Here is a 16,467-nt window from a genome sequence, read left to right on the forward strand (position 1 = left end):
CAGCTATTTATTCTTCATTAACAATCTTTTGACCCTGATCAGTAATTCTGCAGGTATGATCGGCTTCTTCAGGAAATCATCTGCTCCCAGTTTAAAGCCTTCCATGATCATGTCTTCGTTGCCGGCATTGGAAACAATAATCACCGGGATCGGCCTGGGCTGGCTCTTTACCCGGCTCAGAATTTCAAACCCGTTGGCATACGGCATCATAATATCCGTAATGATCAGGTCATAACCGTAATTGGTGGCTTCCAGTTTTTCAAATGCTTCTTTTCCATTAGATACGTGGTCCAGCTCATACTCTGCAGAAGGGAGAATCCTTGCCACTATTTTGGGCATTATCTCATCATCTTCTACTAACAAAATTTTACTCATCGTGGCTGAATTTAATCCGCTAAACAAAACTGATATTTAATTGTTCGGCAGGGTGATACTTTTATTGTGTTTTCTAAAGATGCGCTTCGTGGTATTTGAAATGGCTGATGTTATATAGATATATACTTTAAAAATAAATGAATAGTTTTCCATTGATAAAAACAAATGGTTACATTACTGTTTAAACAGATTTATTGCTCCCCCCAAAGGTATTGAATGTGAGTGCATTTAGGTATTTTTATGCTATATTAAGGAATTAATATTATATGAAGATTTCATTAGTTAACAGACTGTACCTCGGATTTGCCGTTATTGTGTTGCTTGTTTTACTCGGCGGATTTTTAACGTGGCAAACGTTTACCGAGCAAACAGAAGAGGCGGGATGGGTACAGCACACTTATCGCGTGCTCAATGGTTCCGAAAGGGTACAGCGTTTATTATTTGATATGGAAGCTTCCCGCAGGGGCTTCCGGGGCACCTTTAATAGAAAATTCCTGCAACCCTATGAGCTGGCGCTTCCCAAAGTGCCGCCCGCCGTAAACGATCTGCGTACCATGGTAGCGGATAACCCCAACCAGGTAAAAAATATAGACTCCCTGGAAGATAATATCAATGCCCTGCTCAGCTACTGGAATGTGCTGGATCATACCTTAGTACAACAACGCTTCGAACAGAATGGGGACATTACAGAAAAGGAAACCCTGTTGATGGACAGGGTGCGGACGCAGGTAGGCAAGGTAAATGGAGAGGAACGCCGTTTGCTGGCTCTTCGCGAGAACGTAAAAAGCAGTTCTTTTACCAAAGCTGTCAGAACCCTGCTGATCAACAATGCATTCATCCTGCTGGTAGGTTCTATTCTCATGAGAGTCACCTACGCAGAGTTTAAACGCCGTTTGCGCGTGCAACAGGCGCTGAACCGCAAACTGGATGAAGTGGTGGAAATCAACGCCGCTGCCAATGAAAAGAACTGGATGCTGACTGGCGTCAATAATATGAACGACAGCCTCCAGGGCGTGAATAACCGCGATGAGCTGGTACGGAAATGCCTGCATACCCTTACTGCATTCGCGGATTTTACGGCCGGCGCCTTCTACTGCTACGACGATAAATACCAGGATCTTCGTTTGTACGCTGCCGTTAGCATGCCGGCTGCTATTCCACAGGCGGTGCCACTGAACGAGGGTTTCCTGGGAACAGCCGTATCCGGAAAGGAGATCCTCGTTATCAGCGACGTGCCGGCTAACTACTGGCAACTAAACTCTTCCAGCGGACACCTTCAACCCGGCTCCCTGGTAATGATGCCGCTGTGGATAGAAAATGAATTGCTGGGCGTTATTGAACTCGCCTCTTTCCGGAAAGTAACGCCTTTACAATTGCGGTTGCTGGAAGTATTGTCAAAAGATATAGCCGTTGCCGTTAATGCAGCCAATGCCCGTGAAAAAATCCTGCAACTGCTTCAACAGGTACAGGAACAAAGAGAAATTCTGATCAGCCAGCAGGAAGAACTGCGGCAGTCGAATGAGGAACTGAGCAGGCAGTCGGAAGTATTACAGGCATCTGAAGAAGAACTAAAGGTGCAGGAAGAAGAACTACGGCAGGTAAACGCAGAAATAACAGAAAGAAATAAAGACCTGGAAATGGCCAGGGGAGCGCTTTCCCTCAAAGCTACCGAACTGGAAGCCAGCAGCCGGTATAAATCAGAGTTCCTCGCTAACATGTCCCACGAACTGAGAACCCCACTGAACAGTGTACTCATCCTGGCGAAAATGTTGCAGGAAAATAAAGATAAAAACCTCACGGAAAAACAAATGGAGTACGCCGGTATCATTTATAAATCCGGTTCCGACCTGCTGCACCTGATCAACGATGTGCTGGACCTGTCTAAAATAGAAGCCGGTAAAGTAGAGATGGAATTTGAAAATGTGCCGGTGCAGAGCATTGTGGACGACCTTTCCGACCTGTTCGATGTGGTGTCGCAGGAGAAGCAGATTTCCTTCGCCAAAAATTTAGCGCCGGATGTTCCTGCAGCTATCCATACCGATAAACTCCGGCTGTTACAGGTAATCCGCAACCTGCTGTCAAACGCATTCAAATTTACACCGGCAGGGGGCGTGGTCAGTCTTTCCCTGTATTTAAGCACTCCCGGCACGCTCTGTATCAGCGTTACAGATACCGGTCCGGGTATACCGGCAGATAAGCAGGAACTGATATTCAACGCCTTTCACCAGGGAGATGGCAGTACCAGTCGTAAGTACGGTGGTACCGGCCTTGGCCTGAGCATAAGCCGGGAACTGGCGCAGCTGCTGCATGGCGCGCTCCGTCTCGATCACAGCAGCCCCACTGGCAGCACTTTCACCATTGTATTACCGGTAAATGCTACCATACCAGGCGCAGTGCCGGTAACACCGGTAAAGGACATTGCCCCGCAGATACAATCTCCTGTTGCTGTGAACGACGACCGTGATAACCTCACCAAACAGGATAAACTGATCCTGATTATCGAAGACGATGTTCATTTTGCGGATATCCTGCGCGACTTTGCCCGTAACAAGGGATTTAAAACCATCGTGGCGCATAACGGGCAGGACGGACTGGCCTATGCCCGCAAATTTTTACCGGTAGCCATTATCCTGGATATGAACCTGCCGGTAATCGACGGCAGCAGCATTCTCAAAATCCTTAAAAGCAGTGAGGAATTGAGCAAAATCCTTGTACACGTTGTAACCGGCGCAGATATACAGGCTATTAAGGAAGATAACATACATGGCTATACGAGGAAGCCGCTTGAACTGAGCGACCTCGAAGCTGTATTCACCAGCATCAGCGCACAACTGCAGGCACGGCTGAAAAAAGTACTGCTGGTGTCGGTAGGACCGCTGAGCGCAGGCGCCACGCTGGAAACCATGAGTGCCGAAAGAAATCTTGGCAGCAGGTATGATATCGCCGCAGGCATTCCGGAGGCGCAGGCGTTGCTCGCCGGAACAAAGTATGACGCCGTAATAGTGGAAATAGGCAAAGACCTCCAGGCCGGTTTACAACAACTGGAAACGCTGACGCAAATCCCCGAATCAGGTGATACGCCGCTCCTTGTGTACCTCGACCAGGATATTACCGGCAGCGAAGAACAACAGCTGAAAAAGTATGCCTCCGCTATTGTGCGTAACTCCACGCATGCCACCGACCGGCTGATGGATGAACTCGAGCTTTTTCTTTACAAATTGCAGAAGAAAACAAATATAGAAGATACGGCCACCACCTGGACGGAAGGTAATCTTTCCGGCAAAACCGTGCTGCTGGCAGATGATGACATGCGTAATGTTTTTTCCATCAGCGCACTGATGGAAGAACAGGGTATTTCGGTGCTCACCGCCGCCGATGGCCGGGAAGCACTGGAAGTATTGCAACAGCATCCAACACTCGACCTGGTACTGATGGATATCATGATGCCGGAAATGGATGGTTATGAAGCGATGAGACATATCCGCGCTGACGCCCGGTTTCAGCAACTGCCGGTAATTGCCCTCACTGCCAAGGCAATGGCTGGCGACCGGCAAAAATGCCTGGAGGCAGGTGCATCCGACTATATCGCCAAACCCGTAGATAATATAAAGCTGCTTTCCCTGTTACGGGTATGGTTGTCATAAAAATTATATGGTAGAGGAAATCAGTCATGGAGATTTTACAGAACTGGTGAAGATCATTCAACAGCGCTACGGGTATGACTTTTCAGACTATGCCAGCGCTTCATTGAAGCGCCGCTTCAGCCGCTTTACCGGCATGGCGGGAATCGACAGCGTCTTTGAACTGAAACACCGTCTGGTGAATGAAGAAAACTTCTTCAGGGAAATGGTGCAGTATATCACGGTGAATGTAACCGAAATGTTCCGGGACCCCTCGTTTTATAAGGTATTGAGGGAGCAGGTACTACCACGACTGGCATCTTATCCGATCATTAAAGTATGGCATGCCGGCTGCGCTACAGGCGAAGAAGTGTATTCCATGGCGATATTGCTGGAAGAAGCCGGTTTGCTCGGCCGCTGCAGGATATACGCCACAGATATCAATGAAGCCAACCTGGACAAAGCAGAAAGCGGGATCATTGCCCTGAAGGATATGAAAGAGTATACCGCTAATTATATGCGGTCCGGCGGTATCAACGATTTTTCCAACTACTATACGGCACGTTATGATAATGCGATCATCCACCCGGCCCTGCGACGCAACATTATTTTTTTTCAGCACAACCTCGTGACAGACCAGGTGTTCAATGAATTTCAACTTATCTGTTGCCGGAACGTTTTTATTTATTTTAACAGAACACTGCAGAACCGGGTAGTAAAATTATTTTATGAAAGCTTAACTTCGTTAGGTTACCTGGCATTAGGGATTAAAGAATCACTACTATATAATGAAGAAAGGACAAAATTTGAAACAGTAAACCAGGCTAATAAAATTTTCAGGCGTAAAATGTAAAAAAACTGACAACGCCCCATTCATACAGGATCCTTGTTATTGGCGGTTCTGCCGGCAGTATGACAGCGCTCACCAAATTGATCAAAGAGCTGCCAGCAACATTTCCTATGCCAGTGGTGATCGTTATCCACCGTTTGAAAAATGTACAAAGTGAATTGGGTACCTTACTATCCGGGAAGCAAAAAATTACAGAACCGGATGATAAAGAACTATTATTGCCAGGGCATATTTACCTGGCCCCGCAAAATTATCATTTTCTGATAGAAGCCGATGGAACTATTTCGCTGGACTATTCGGAACTGGTAAATTTCAGCCGGCCTGCTATAGATCTGAGCTTCGAGAGTGCGGCCCTTGCCTTTGGCAACGCCGTCGTGGGAATACTACTGAGTGGCGCCAATAAAGACGGCGCAGCAGGGCTTTGCCATATCGCCGCGTCCGGTGGCACAGCGATTGTACAGGATCCGCTGACCGCCGAGTTTAACACGATGCCCCAGGCCGCCCTGGATCTTTGCTCCGGTATTCAGACCATGTCTGTTAATGATATCATCCGTCACTTAAGAAATATTAGCACGAAAACAAACGTCGAGAAATGAAGCAGCGTAAACCAAAAACATTTACCATACTGCTGGTAGATGATAAAGCAGAAAACCTTGTATCCCTGGAACATATGCTGGAAGGCGATAACAGGGAGATCTTAAAGGCTGATTCGGGTAATGAAGCATTGAAAACTGTCCTCCGGCACGATGATATAGGCCTTATTATGCTGGACGTACAAATGCCCGATATGGATGGTTATGAAGTGGCCCGTCTCTTACAAACAAATCCTAAAACAAAAGACATCTCTATCATTTTTGTAACCGCCATCAATAAGGAGGAGCAATACGTAATGCGGGGCTTTGAAGAAGGAGCGGTAGATTACCTGTCGAAACCCCTCGACGTAAATGTTACCCGCGCAAAAGTGAGTGTATTTGAAAAATTATACCGCTACCAATTTGAGTTGAAAGAAGCCATGGCCGCAAAGGAAAAGATCAATAAACAGCTGGAGCGGTTTATGTATGTGGTGGCGCATGACCTGAAATCCCCGCTCTCTGGCGCTATTGGCCTGCTGGCGCTGATCAATGAAGATGAACGCATCCAGAACGCACCCGACCTGAAAGAGTATATGAAAATAGTACTCGGCGCCACCAATCACCTCACGGAAATGATTACATCTATGCTGGACTATACCCGGCAAAGCGATATGGAGCAAACCATTGAAGAGGTAAACGTCCACGAACTGGTAACACAATTATCAAAGCTGTTATTTCCCCCTGCCAATATCCATATTGAAACGGTGGGCACCCTGCCGGTACTGGAGACCAATAAACTCAAGTTGCAGCAGGTATTTCAGAACCTGGTTTCCAACGCTATCAAGTATAACGACAAGAAGGACGGCATTATTACCATTGGAGGAACCGACAAAGGAGAGTTCTATGAGTTTTATGTAAAAGACAATGGTCCGGGTGTGGCTAAACGTGACACCGACCGTATCTTCAAACTATTTGAGCGGCTGGACAACGAAGGAAAAGGAGAGGGCACCGGTATCGGTCTTAATATCTTTAAATTGCTGGTAGAAGAACAGGGTGGTAAAGTATGGGTAGATTCCCAGCCGGGTGAAGGCAGCACTTTTTATTTTCTCTGGCGCCAGCGTTATTGATCACCATTTTCAAAAATCCACAATCTTCCGCTGATCTGTTGCGTGGTAACCGGTAAACAGGATACCAGCAGTACCTTATTTTCCATTTGCCAGCGCCAGTTGCTGATGGAATTTTCGGGGGAAGAAAACAGGTGCATCGCTTCCCTGTCAATAGCTTCCAGGTTCAATGTTTTGTTCCGCAGTTGCATCATGGCATCTGAAAGTACCGCGGGCAGCTGTTCTCCCGGGCCCGACAGGCCCAGCAGGGCAGCGCCTTCCTGGTTTACCCACCCGGAAAATCCGTCGTTGTTGATGAACACCAGCGCATGCGGAATGGTATGAAGGATAGCGGCAAACCGCACGGCTATACGCTGGAAATAGATCTGTTGCTGGGATTGCACCAGTATTTCTTTCAACCGTAACCGGATTGTTTCTATACACTCCAGGAAACCGGGTTCAAAGGAAGGTGGCTCACTCCATCCAAGAATAAGCAGGCTGTTATTGGGACTGGTATTTACCGGGATGATAATGGCAGATGACAGGGCCAGTAGTATTTCTTTAAATACATTTTCTTTTGGAGGCGGTATCTCGCGCCAGTAAATGGTTTTAAAGCCCTGTGTATACAGTAGTTTTTTGATGGGTTCAGGGTTCAGTACCATATCGTTCAGGTGAAGGGGAGAGGCACATTTCACCTTTGCTGTTTCTTCATCTTCAAATTCCAGTTGCAGCGCAATGTCTGCTTCCGTCAGGTTTTTTACCAGGGAGATGCTGAATGCGAGAAAGGAGGAGATATGTTTATCCTTATCCCATCTGCCGGTTTGATTAATAAAATTTAAAGCTTTGTGCTCCCAGGTGCTCACAATATGAAATTGAAAAGATGAACTAAAGAAACGATTGTATGGCGGCTACTACTTCCATTGGCGCCGATATCTGGGGGAAATGCCCTTCTGTTTCCACTTTGGTCCGGCGGCTGTTGGGAATATTGGCTTCCAGGTACTCACTTACTACGGCCGGCACGGCAATATCGTTGGCGGTTTGCACTACCAGCACAGGCAGTGTTACTTTGGGCAGCTCCTTGCGGTAGTCCAGGTAAAAAATGGCTTTGGCTACCTGGATCGCAATATCCGGACGGATGTCATTCAGCGTTTTGGCAAAGGCGGCCGCTAACTCCGGTCTGTCTTCATTTCGCATAGCTACTTTTGAAAAGCCGGCAGCCCAGGCGTGATAGTTTGCTTCCATTGCCTCAAATAAGCTCGTCAGCGTTGCATGATCAAACCCGCCGGTATAGCCGTCTTTCGGATCATTAAGATAGCGGGGACTGGAACCCAGCAGCACCAGCTTATCAATCATGCCGGGATAGTGGATGCTGGTGAGCATACCTGTCATACCACTTACCGAATGTCCCACAAAAGTCACCTGCCGCAAATCCAGTGCCTGGATAATATCGGCAACATCAGTAGCATAGCCATTCATGGCCTCATAACGTTTGGGACTGTACGCTTTTATATTAGCTTTTCCACCGCCCACATTATCAAACAGCACAATTTTATAATCATGTTCAAATGAGGGAATTACTTTTGAAAAAGAAGTTTGATCAATGCCAAATCCGTGAGCGAAAACCAGCGTCTGAGGGCTTTCCAGGTTACCGGTAACATGGATGTTGTTTCTTAGAATAATGTCCATACTACAATAATATTTGAAAATGATAACTATAGCTGCTGAAAAGACAGGTTATTTTGAGATGCCGGATTTGTCTGTTGGTGTATCAAATATAGGTAATTCCGCGGATTTTGTCTTTCTCACTGATTACGCTGATTATACTGATTTTTTGGATTTTACTTTTTTGATTTTATAAAGGATTAAGGGATATAAGCGGATATATTCGCTTTTATCTTCTTTAATTATTAAATCATAAAAAAATCAAAAAAGTAAAAATCCAAAAAATCAGTATAATCAGCGTAATCAGTGAGAAAGACAAAATTCGCCCGTATCTTTGCGCCTTACAAAAAAAGGCATTATGACACAGCTGCAAAAAGCATTTCTGTTTGACCTTAACGGTACCATGATCAACGACATGGAGTATCACCTGGAAGGCTGGTACAACATGCTGAATAAGCTGGGCGCCAATCTTCCCCGGGAAATTGTAAGAAGCCACATGTACGGGAAGAATGAGGAACTGTTGGTGCGTGTTTTCGGGAAAGATCATTTTACAGCACAACAGATGGAGGAAATTGCCCATGAAAAAGAAGTATTGTACCAGGAAGCTTTCAGGCCTCATCTTGAGCTGATTGCTGGTCTACCAGCTTTCCTGGAAAAGGCTGCCGCTGCCGGTATCCCGATGGCAATAGGTTCTGCTGCCAATACTTTTAACATTAACTATGTGCTCGATAACCTGCATCTCCGGCATTACCTGAAGGCGATTGTCAGTGCAGATGATGTGGCTACCAGCAAGCCCAACCCGGAAGTATTCCTGAAATGTGCGCAGCTACTGGACGTGGCACCGGCCGGTTGTATTGTGTTTGAGGATGCGCCCAAAGGTGTGGAGGCTGCTTTGAATGCCGGTATGGAGGCCATTGTGTTAACGACCATGCATACACGTGAAGAGTTTGCCCCTTACAATAATATCCGGGCTTTTGTGGCAGATTATACCGATCCTGTGTTGCAACAGCTGTTTAGATAAACAAGGAAAATTGTAATATAATTTCCTAATGTCAGCAGGGAACCATAAATTGCCGGGTTATATAAATAATTGCTGGTATGACACGTTATTCAGGGCAATCAAGGATGCTGGTGGCAGTCGATTGCATCATTTTCGGTTTTGACGGGGAGGCGCTGAAGCTGCTGCTGATCAAGCGCGGATTTGAACCGCAAAAGAATAAATGGAGCCTGATGGGCGGATTTGTGCAGGCCGACGAAAGCTTTGAAGCCGCCGCTGCAAGGATTTTGAAGAAGCTCACCGGTCTGGAAGGGGTATACATGGAACAGCTGTTTGCCTTCGGTGACCCGGCCCGTGACCCGGTAGAACGCACGGTTTCTATCACCTACTTTGCCCTCATCGATATCAATCAATACAAACTGCAGATCAACGACGAGTACCATGCAGAATGGATTTCGCTTGATAAGCTGCCCGATCTCATCTTCGACCATACCGGAATGGTGAAGATGGCCCAGGAGAAGCTCCGCTATAAGGCCGCCATACACCCCATCCTTTTTGAACTGCTGCCGCTGAAGTTTACCATTCCCCAGTTACAGCTGCTGTATGAAGCGGTGTATGACGTTACTTTCGATAAACGTAACTTCAGCCGCAAGGTCTTGTCTACCGGCCTGCTGATCAAACAAAAGGACAAAGACCGGCTCAGCTCCAAGCGCGGCGCCTTCTATTTCAAACTGGATAAACGTAAGTATAACGCCAAGTTCAATGCTTTCCTGAATTTTGTAACGGATCCCGGCAACTTACGGTAAGCCGATCCAGATAGTCCCTTTCACCGGCGTATAGTTCAGCATCATATTGTCCTGGCTTTCAGGTCCCATCTGTGCGGCATCCTGGAATTTGGTGCCTATGGGCGCAATGGCGCTCAGGAAACCGATATCCCCGTCGGGGAACGCGGGCGTAGTATTGTTGTTAGCTGCTCCCTTTGGCGCCTGCGGATGAAATACCTGTAAAAACGTACCCTCGTTACCGGTATAAAAGGTGAATGACTGCTCCTTTGTATGAAAGGTGGCCTGGTACACATTGGCATGATAGCCTTTGAATTCGGGATATTCCCAGCTTTCCCCCGTCACCGTGTTGTTATAGGCTTTATACCAACTGCCAAACAGCTGTCCCTGCAGCCTGTTTTTCCATACCCGGTATGGCCCTTCACCTGTCCACGACAGTCCCGTTACTTTTTCCTCCGGATACCGGAACGTAATACCGCTGAAAGGCGTAGCGCCTTTGACGCTGTAGCTGTAATCCAGTTGTACCGGGACACCGGGTTTGAAAGTCCACTTCACCTGGAGATAGCCATTGCCTTCATAACGGGCGATGATAAAATAACCGCTGGAATCGGTACCCGGCCTGAACTCCTTCAGTTCCTGTGAAACGCCTGCCAGTACAGGCCCTCCGCTTAATGAAATCCTGCCTTTGGCAGTAACAATCTGCAGCAGCTGACCGGTTGTCCGGCTGAAATAATAAGTACCGGTACCGTTATCTACGGCAAGCGTATCATGATCGGTTACAATATTCAGGCGGCCGTTCACCCCGGGAAACTGCCGTACGATGCGGGAAGGCGGTTGTAATGGCCAGCTGCGGGTGAGGATGCTGCGTCCGTAACTATCTTCTACGCTAACGTACAGTGCGTCTGCATCCTGCCAGCCGTTTGGTAGTGACAGCTCCAGGAAGCCTTTGGTATGGGGCGCCAGATCCGGCGCTGCAATTGCACCCGCGGCAATGGTGTCTGTTTGGTTATTTTTTCCGGGAGATGCAAACCGCAGCAGCTGCCACCTGAACCGGCACCTGGACAAAGGCGTATAGTCGTAACGGTTTTCCACCGGTATACGGCCATCGAAGGCGGATGTAATAACGGGCAGGGATATATGTACCGGCGACCACAACTGCCGGATGGTGTAGAAGCTGCCTTCCTTTTCGCGGTGGGGGCCTACTATGCCGTCGGGGGCGTGGTTACCGTCTGTGTCGATGATGCCGTTTTTATCGGTGCGTACCAGTCCTTCGTCGCTGAATGCCCACAGAAAACCGCCAGCGCCACGGGGATGCTGCAGTATACGATCCCAGAAATCGTTCAGGCCCGCACCCATGCCGCCATCGTAAAGGCCATGCATAAATTCGGTAGGCAGGTAAATGTCCTGGTCGTACAGGCTGGAGTTAACGAGGTAGTTGAAGTTGGGATAATGCTTGGTGTCCACGCCATTGTATCTTTCCCAGGGATGCAGCACGGGGCGCAGTTGTGGGTCGTACAGGTGATAGTCGCCATCCAGCGCACGGTTAAACCCGCCTTCATTGCCATTGTCCCATGCAATAACGGAAGGATGGTTAACATCCCGCTCCACCAGTTCTCTTACCAATTTGCGTCCTACTACGGTGTCGTAGGCGGCCTGCCAGCCGGTAAGTTCATCCAGCACAAATAAACCCAGCGAATCGCATACATCCAGGAAGTGTTCATCCGGCGGGTAGTGCGACATCCGCACAGCGTTCATGTTCATGTCTTTCATGAGGTTCACGTCCAGTATGCTGATCGCTTTACTGAGCGTGCGTCCTGTTTCCGGCCAGGCGCTGTGGCGGTTTACGCCTTTCAGTATTACTTTGGTATTATTTACGTATATGCCATCCCGTGGTCTTATTTCAATGGTCCTGAAACCAAAGGGCTGGGTGATACGGTGTATGGTCCGGTTATCTTTTTTAATTGCTACTACTGCCAGGTAGCGTTGGGGAAACTCTGCGCTCCAGGTAGCGGGATGGTCGAGTTGTTGCTGCAACGTATAGGCGGCGGGGTGGGTGGTTGCGGCGGGTATGGTCACTGCCTGCTGAACAGCCTGGCCGGCCAGGGTGGTCACCTGCGCGCTGAGGGAATATCCTTCCGGCAAAGGGGTAGTGAAAGCCTGCACGGAGAAATGGCCTTTGGCGGTAGCATTTATGGCCACGTGATCAATATGGACCAATGGCTTCACTTCCAGGAAAACAGGCCGGTAAATACCGCCCAGCACCCAGAAATCGCCGTTCCGTTCTGCCCGGTTTACGCCTGCATTCGCCGACATTTTGCTCACCTTTACTTCCAGTAGATTGCTGCCATTACGCAGCAGTTTACTGATATCATACCGGAACCGGTAAAAGCCGCCCTGGTGAATCTCACCGGCCAGGCGCCCATTGATTTTTACTTCGGCATCGGTCATCACGCCATCAAAAACAATATTCACCTGCCGTTCCCGCCAGTTATCCGGTGCGGAGAAACGGTAGCGGTACAGCCCTTGCTCACTGGCTTTTTCTTTATCATGGCCGTAGTTATAACTGCCAAATCCCTGCTGTTCCCAGTTGGATGGAACGGGAATCGTTGTCCATTTGCCACTGCGTTGTCCGCCGGAACAATGAAAGTCCCAGTTAACAGTATGATCTTTATCGGTGCCTGAAAGATAGATGTACCGGGTTTCCTGGGCAAACGCTGCATGCAGGCATAACACACCTGTAAGCAGCAATAGGATTCTTGCTAACATGTCGGGAATTTTAAAATGCCTTTAAATGTACAAAAAAGAAACGCGGAGTTGGAGCGGTTTTTTGGCGGAGGGGCGCCGAAGGCGCCCCTCCGCTGCATTATTTACCGAAGCATCTGAGCATCTTGTGAAAGATCTCGTTGTTTTCGTAAACGCCGCGGAACAGGTTGGAGTTGGGTCCATAGGCGAATACCATTACCGGGATACCGGTGTGGTCGTTGGTGGCAAAATGACCGCGTAAGGAGCCTTTGGCGATATCGCCATCCATCAGGGCGAGGCCGCCGGTTTCATGGTCAGCGGTAACAATTACGGTGGTTTGCTTGTCCTGGTCAGCAAAGCGGAGGGCTTCTCCTACTGCTTCATCGAAGTCGAGCATTTCACGGACCAGGTAGTCCAGGTCGTTAAGGTGGCCGCCTTGATCTATCCGGGAGCCTTCTACCATCAGGAAAAATCCTTTGCCGGAAGCATTCAGTTGCTGTAATGCCTTTTTCAGTGCCGTTTTCAGGTAGTTACCCCGCCCGTTGCGCATAGAGGTAACTGCCTTATTGCTCAGGATCACAAGCGTACGGTTTTTCGTAGTGGCGTCCCAGTTATCCAGGTTGTCGTAGATGCGGATACCGGAGGATGCCAGCTGCCGGCTGAAGTTTTTTTCCAGGTCTTCCCTTCCGCCGCCAACAGCCAGTTGCAGTTTGCTGCTGAGCAGTTGTTTTTCCAGGGCATAGGTGCTATCCCGGTCCGCGGTATGACCATAGAAAGAAGCAGGCGTGGCGCCGGTAATTTCTTCGGTGACAATAACACCGCTCTGAATGCCTTTAGGCGCCAGTATTTCAGGGATCAGGGGGATAGATACGTAGGTATTGTCGAGCCCGATAGCGCGGTTATGTGTTTTAGTGCCGGTACCCATGGCGGAGCCGCCAGCAGCGGAGTCGGTGTGGTAGTTGTCGGTCGATTGGGTTTTGGATAAGCCGAGTTGCCTCATCTGGAATATGTTCAGCGCGCCTTTATTGGCCGTGTAGCCGGAAAACATTTCCGCCAGGCCGGTGCCATCGCCTATCAGCAGGATCACGTTTTTAGATCGCACCTGTGTGGCGTCAGATGCAAAGGAAGGCGTATACACTTCATGTACCGGCATATTGGAAGCGGTGGTACGGGCAGTGTTGTGCATTACATCATACAATTCCTCCGGGTGGTCTGTTCCGATCCAGTCGGCGCCGAGGTCCATCAGTTTGTAATAGGTGGACCGGGTGGAGGGTGCGCCCCAGAAGCGGAAAGCATATCCCTGCTGATGCGCTTTATTGATGACGGCGGTTACTTTCTGCATTTCCGCCGGCACCAGTGTTCCTTTGCCGTTCCAGCTGCTATAGGCGTGAAAATCCACGCTTAGCATGGCAATGCGTTGCTGTAACGCTGCCGGATATACGCTATCCGGCCGGCCATCAAAAAAGAAGATAGGATCATATTTGTCCCATTCTGCCATCGGCGGCAGGTTGCCGGATATCACCAGTTTTACGGCAGCAGGGTTTGTGTTGCGATCAAAATACTTGCGGTAGGGAAGGAGCAGTTCCTGTAATGCCTGTAAGGTAGGCGTGCCGGCTGTTTTCAGGTCTATCAGCAGCTGCATGGGGGCGTTGCCTGCATAGGGTTTGCCGTTGTAAAGGGAAAACTGCCGGAGCACAGGCTGCAGGTACATTTCCTTAAAGGTGCGGAACGGTTCTATGGCGCTGGCATCATGTGCCACGTATAAAATGCCGTCTTTCAGGTGTATATCTGCTTCAATAGAACCAAACTGCAGGGAAGCCGCTGCGTAAAAAGGAGTGGCCCGCTCATAATCATTATGAGAGTGCGCCTGCGCCATTGTATACTGTTTTATTTGTGCGGATGCCCCGGTAACTATCATTACACCGGATAAAATGAACAGTGCTTTTTTCATTGTATTGTAAAAGGTAGTTTTAAAGATTCAACGGGCAAAGGTGATATAATCCTGTTAGCCGGCGGCGCTGCCGTGTTTATCTTTATGTTAATTATCTATTTAAAAAAAATCGATTTAGTTAACACTTCCGGCAACAACATATCTTATTCAGGTCTCAAAGAAAAAGTGGAAAAGTAGAATGAAAAGTGAAATTACAGGTTAAGCGTTGCAGCAGTGAATAGCGTAATACCGGCGGTAACAACATTAAAGAGTTGGCCAGTTCTGTACCAGTTCCTTCAGCTGGTTCTGTCCTTCGGGCCATTCTCCCAGCCCGGATTCGCTGTTAATATGACCTTTGGCGCCTGCGTTTACAAAGCGGCTTCCCCAGTGACGGGCAAAAAATGCAGCTCTTTCCAGGGAACAGAAAGGATCATTGGTGCTGGCCACAATAATAGTTTCAAACGGTAACTTCACCAACGGAACAGGAGAGAAGCCGGTTGCCTCAGGAGGGAATCCCGGTCGTTCTGCATCTGCCGGCGCCACCAGCAATGCGCCCCTGATCTTTTTGTTTGTTTGCCCCGCCCAGTGCGCCAGTGCAATACAAGCCAGGCTGTGCGCAGCGATGACTACCTGCGGTCCGGCCTCAGCTACGGCTTTCTCTATCTGCGCTACCCAATTAGCACAAACCGGCGCATTCCAATCTGTTTGCTCAATCCGCTTTGTTCCGGGTATAGATTGTTCCCATAATGTTTGCCAGTGTAATTTTCCGGAGCTACCCAGCCCCGGCGCGGTCAGAACTTTTATTTCCATGACATAGAGGCGTTGTGTCTTGAAAGATAGTAAAAAGAATCACCAAATACGAATTAAGTGATCCGCAGAAAAGTAGTATATACCAAAAAAAATAGCCGGAGCTGAAAAGCACCGGCAACAGGTAACAACCAAAACAGCATTGATTAATACTGAGTATTTTAATTATTTGTGATATATGTGATACGCTTTTATCATCTCCATAAAATAATTGTTAAAAAAGCCCGGCGGGGAAATTCCCACCGGGGGCCATAATGTGGATTTTTAAAATACAAAACCCTTGCGCTTGAACATCCAGATATTACGCCAGCCATCACCTTGCTGTACCAGCGTCATTTCATTAGCGTTCAGCTTAATAATATTGTAGGCCACGTTGTTTCCCCAACTGATATCAGCGCCATTGATCTTGATCTTCTGCGCCAAAGTATCCAGGGTAAACGAACCTTTAGTAGTAACACCTTTATGTGTGATGGAAAAATTTGCGTTCTTATTGAGATCAAACGTCATCTCATCATCCAGTACGCCCTGGGTTTGCAGCCCTGCTTTTCCTACAGTCCACCATGCCGGCCTTTCGGTATCACCAGGACCATTACCAAAACAATAACCACCCGGAACATCGATGGCCCATACCCAGGTTTTACCGTCGGCGCCATTGGTGAGTAAATTATACAGCTTGCTGGCGAAGAACTTCGGATCGTTTGCACTCACGGTAACTTTTACAGAATCTGTTTTAGGACCACCTGTGCCATAAGCCGAATATTTGACAAAGAAGTCGCCTGCAAAAGGCAGGATCACTACCGCCTTCGCTTCCTTGGTAGTACCAAAACCATAGTCCCAGAATGGGATCACATCTTTCGTTTTGCTTTCCAGCGTTACCTGGTTATCATAATCCGGGTTTTGTGTGACAGAAAAATCCAGTTTAATACCGGCAGGATCTGCCGGGGTGATCCTGTCTTCGTAAGGACTGCACGCATAAAACGATGCAGTAATTAATCCGAGAAAATATATATGCAGACGTTTCATTTTT

The 16,467-nt window shown here is 48.3% G+C and carries 13 protein-coding genes; 6 read left to right on the forward strand and 7 right to left on the reverse strand.

Translation table 11 applies throughout. The annotated features are described in order from the left end of the window. Positions 1–3 precede the first annotated feature (3 nt). On the reverse strand, positions 4–375 hold the full coding sequence (locus AB6805_RS20410; RefSeq protein ID WP_370911289.1) for a response regulator transcription factor: 372 nt from the start codon (positions 373–375) through the stop codon (positions 4–6). 266 nt (positions 376–641) lie between these two features. On the opposite strand from AB6805_RS20410, the gene AB6805_RS20415 reads away from it, so the two are divergent. The 4 genes from AB6805_RS20415 to AB6805_RS20430 are packed head-to-tail and all read left to right on the forward strand — an operon-like array spanning position 642 to position 6,544. Beyond that, positions 642–4,019, forward strand: coding sequence for a response regulator (locus AB6805_RS20415; RefSeq protein WP_370911290.1), 3,378 nt, complete (start codon positions 642–644; stop codon positions 4,017–4,019). Positions 4,020–4,026: 7 nt separating this feature from the next. Further along, positions 4,027–4,848, forward strand: coding sequence for a protein-glutamate O-methyltransferase CheR (locus AB6805_RS20420; RefSeq protein ID WP_370911291.1), 822 nt, complete (start codon positions 4,027–4,029; stop codon positions 4,846–4,848). A 38-nt stretch (positions 4,849–4,886) separates the two neighbouring features. After that, positions 4,887–5,441 (forward strand): chemotaxis protein CheB, encoded by a 555-nt coding sequence (locus AB6805_RS20425; protein ID WP_370911554.1) that lies wholly within the window; start codon positions 4,887–4,889, stop codon positions 5,439–5,441. Continuing rightward, entirely contained in the window at positions 5,438–6,544 is a 1,107-nt protein-coding gene (locus AB6805_RS20430; RefSeq protein WP_370911292.1) for an ATP-binding protein, read from the forward strand. The genes AB6805_RS20425 and AB6805_RS20430 overlap by 4 nt, the downstream gene beginning before the upstream one ends. Here AB6805_RS20430 and AB6805_RS20435 read toward each other — a convergent pair. Next, complete coding sequence (locus tag AB6805_RS20435; RefSeq protein WP_370911293.1) at positions 6,538–7,383, reverse strand: hypothetical protein; 846 nt, start codon at positions 7,381–7,383, stop codon at positions 6,538–6,540. The two genes, AB6805_RS20430 and AB6805_RS20435, sit on opposite strands and share 7 nt — an antisense overlap. Before the next feature lie 22 nt (positions 7,384–7,405). After that, positions 7,406–8,206: an alpha/beta fold hydrolase gene (locus tag AB6805_RS20440; protein WP_370911294.1), complete on the reverse strand. Its 801-nt coding sequence runs from the start codon at positions 8,204–8,206 to the stop codon at positions 7,406–7,408. Between the two features lie 343 nt (positions 8,207–8,549). On the opposite strand from AB6805_RS20440, the gene AB6805_RS20445 reads away from it, so the two are divergent. Together AB6805_RS20445 and AB6805_RS20450 are read left to right on the forward strand one after the other, a co-directional pair. Continuing rightward, a complete protein-coding gene (locus AB6805_RS20445) occupies positions 8,550–9,203 on the forward strand; it encodes an HAD family hydrolase (RefSeq protein WP_370911555.1) in 654 nt (217 codons plus the stop codon). Between the two features lie 77 nt (positions 9,204–9,280). Then, on the forward strand, positions 9,281–9,985 hold the full coding sequence (locus AB6805_RS20450; RefSeq protein ID WP_370911295.1) for an NUDIX domain-containing protein: 705 nt from the start codon (positions 9,281–9,283) through the stop codon (positions 9,983–9,985). Here AB6805_RS20450 and AB6805_RS20455 read toward each other — a convergent pair. From AB6805_RS20455 to AB6805_RS20470, 4 genes are all read right to left on the reverse strand, one after another. Beyond that, positions 9,977–12,727 (reverse strand): glycoside hydrolase family 2 TIM barrel-domain containing protein, encoded by a 2,751-nt coding sequence (locus tag AB6805_RS20455; RefSeq protein WP_370911296.1) that lies wholly within the window; start codon positions 12,725–12,727, stop codon positions 9,977–9,979. The two genes, AB6805_RS20450 and AB6805_RS20455, sit on opposite strands and share 9 nt — an antisense overlap. 97 nt (positions 12,728–12,824) lie before the next feature. Next, positions 12,825–14,654 (reverse strand): alkaline phosphatase, encoded by a 1,830-nt coding sequence (locus AB6805_RS20460; RefSeq protein ID WP_370911297.1) that lies wholly within the window; start codon positions 14,652–14,654, stop codon positions 12,825–12,827. Between the two features lie 243 nt (positions 14,655–14,897). Continuing rightward, entirely contained in the window at positions 14,898–15,443 is a 546-nt protein-coding gene (locus AB6805_RS20465; RefSeq protein WP_370911298.1) for an RBBP9/YdeN family alpha/beta hydrolase, read from the reverse strand. A 261-nt stretch (positions 15,444–15,704) separates the two neighbouring features. After that, positions 15,705–16,463: a hypothetical protein gene (locus AB6805_RS20470; protein WP_370911299.1), complete on the reverse strand. Its 759-nt coding sequence runs from the start codon at positions 16,461–16,463 to the stop codon at positions 15,705–15,707. Positions 16,464–16,467: the final 4 nt, after the last annotated feature.

Origin of the sequence: Chitinophaga sp. RCC_12 (assembly GCF_041360695.1) — a bacterium.
In the GTDB taxonomy this organism is placed as follows: Bacteria; Bacteroidota; Bacteroidia; order Chitinophagales; family Chitinophagaceae; genus Chitinophaga.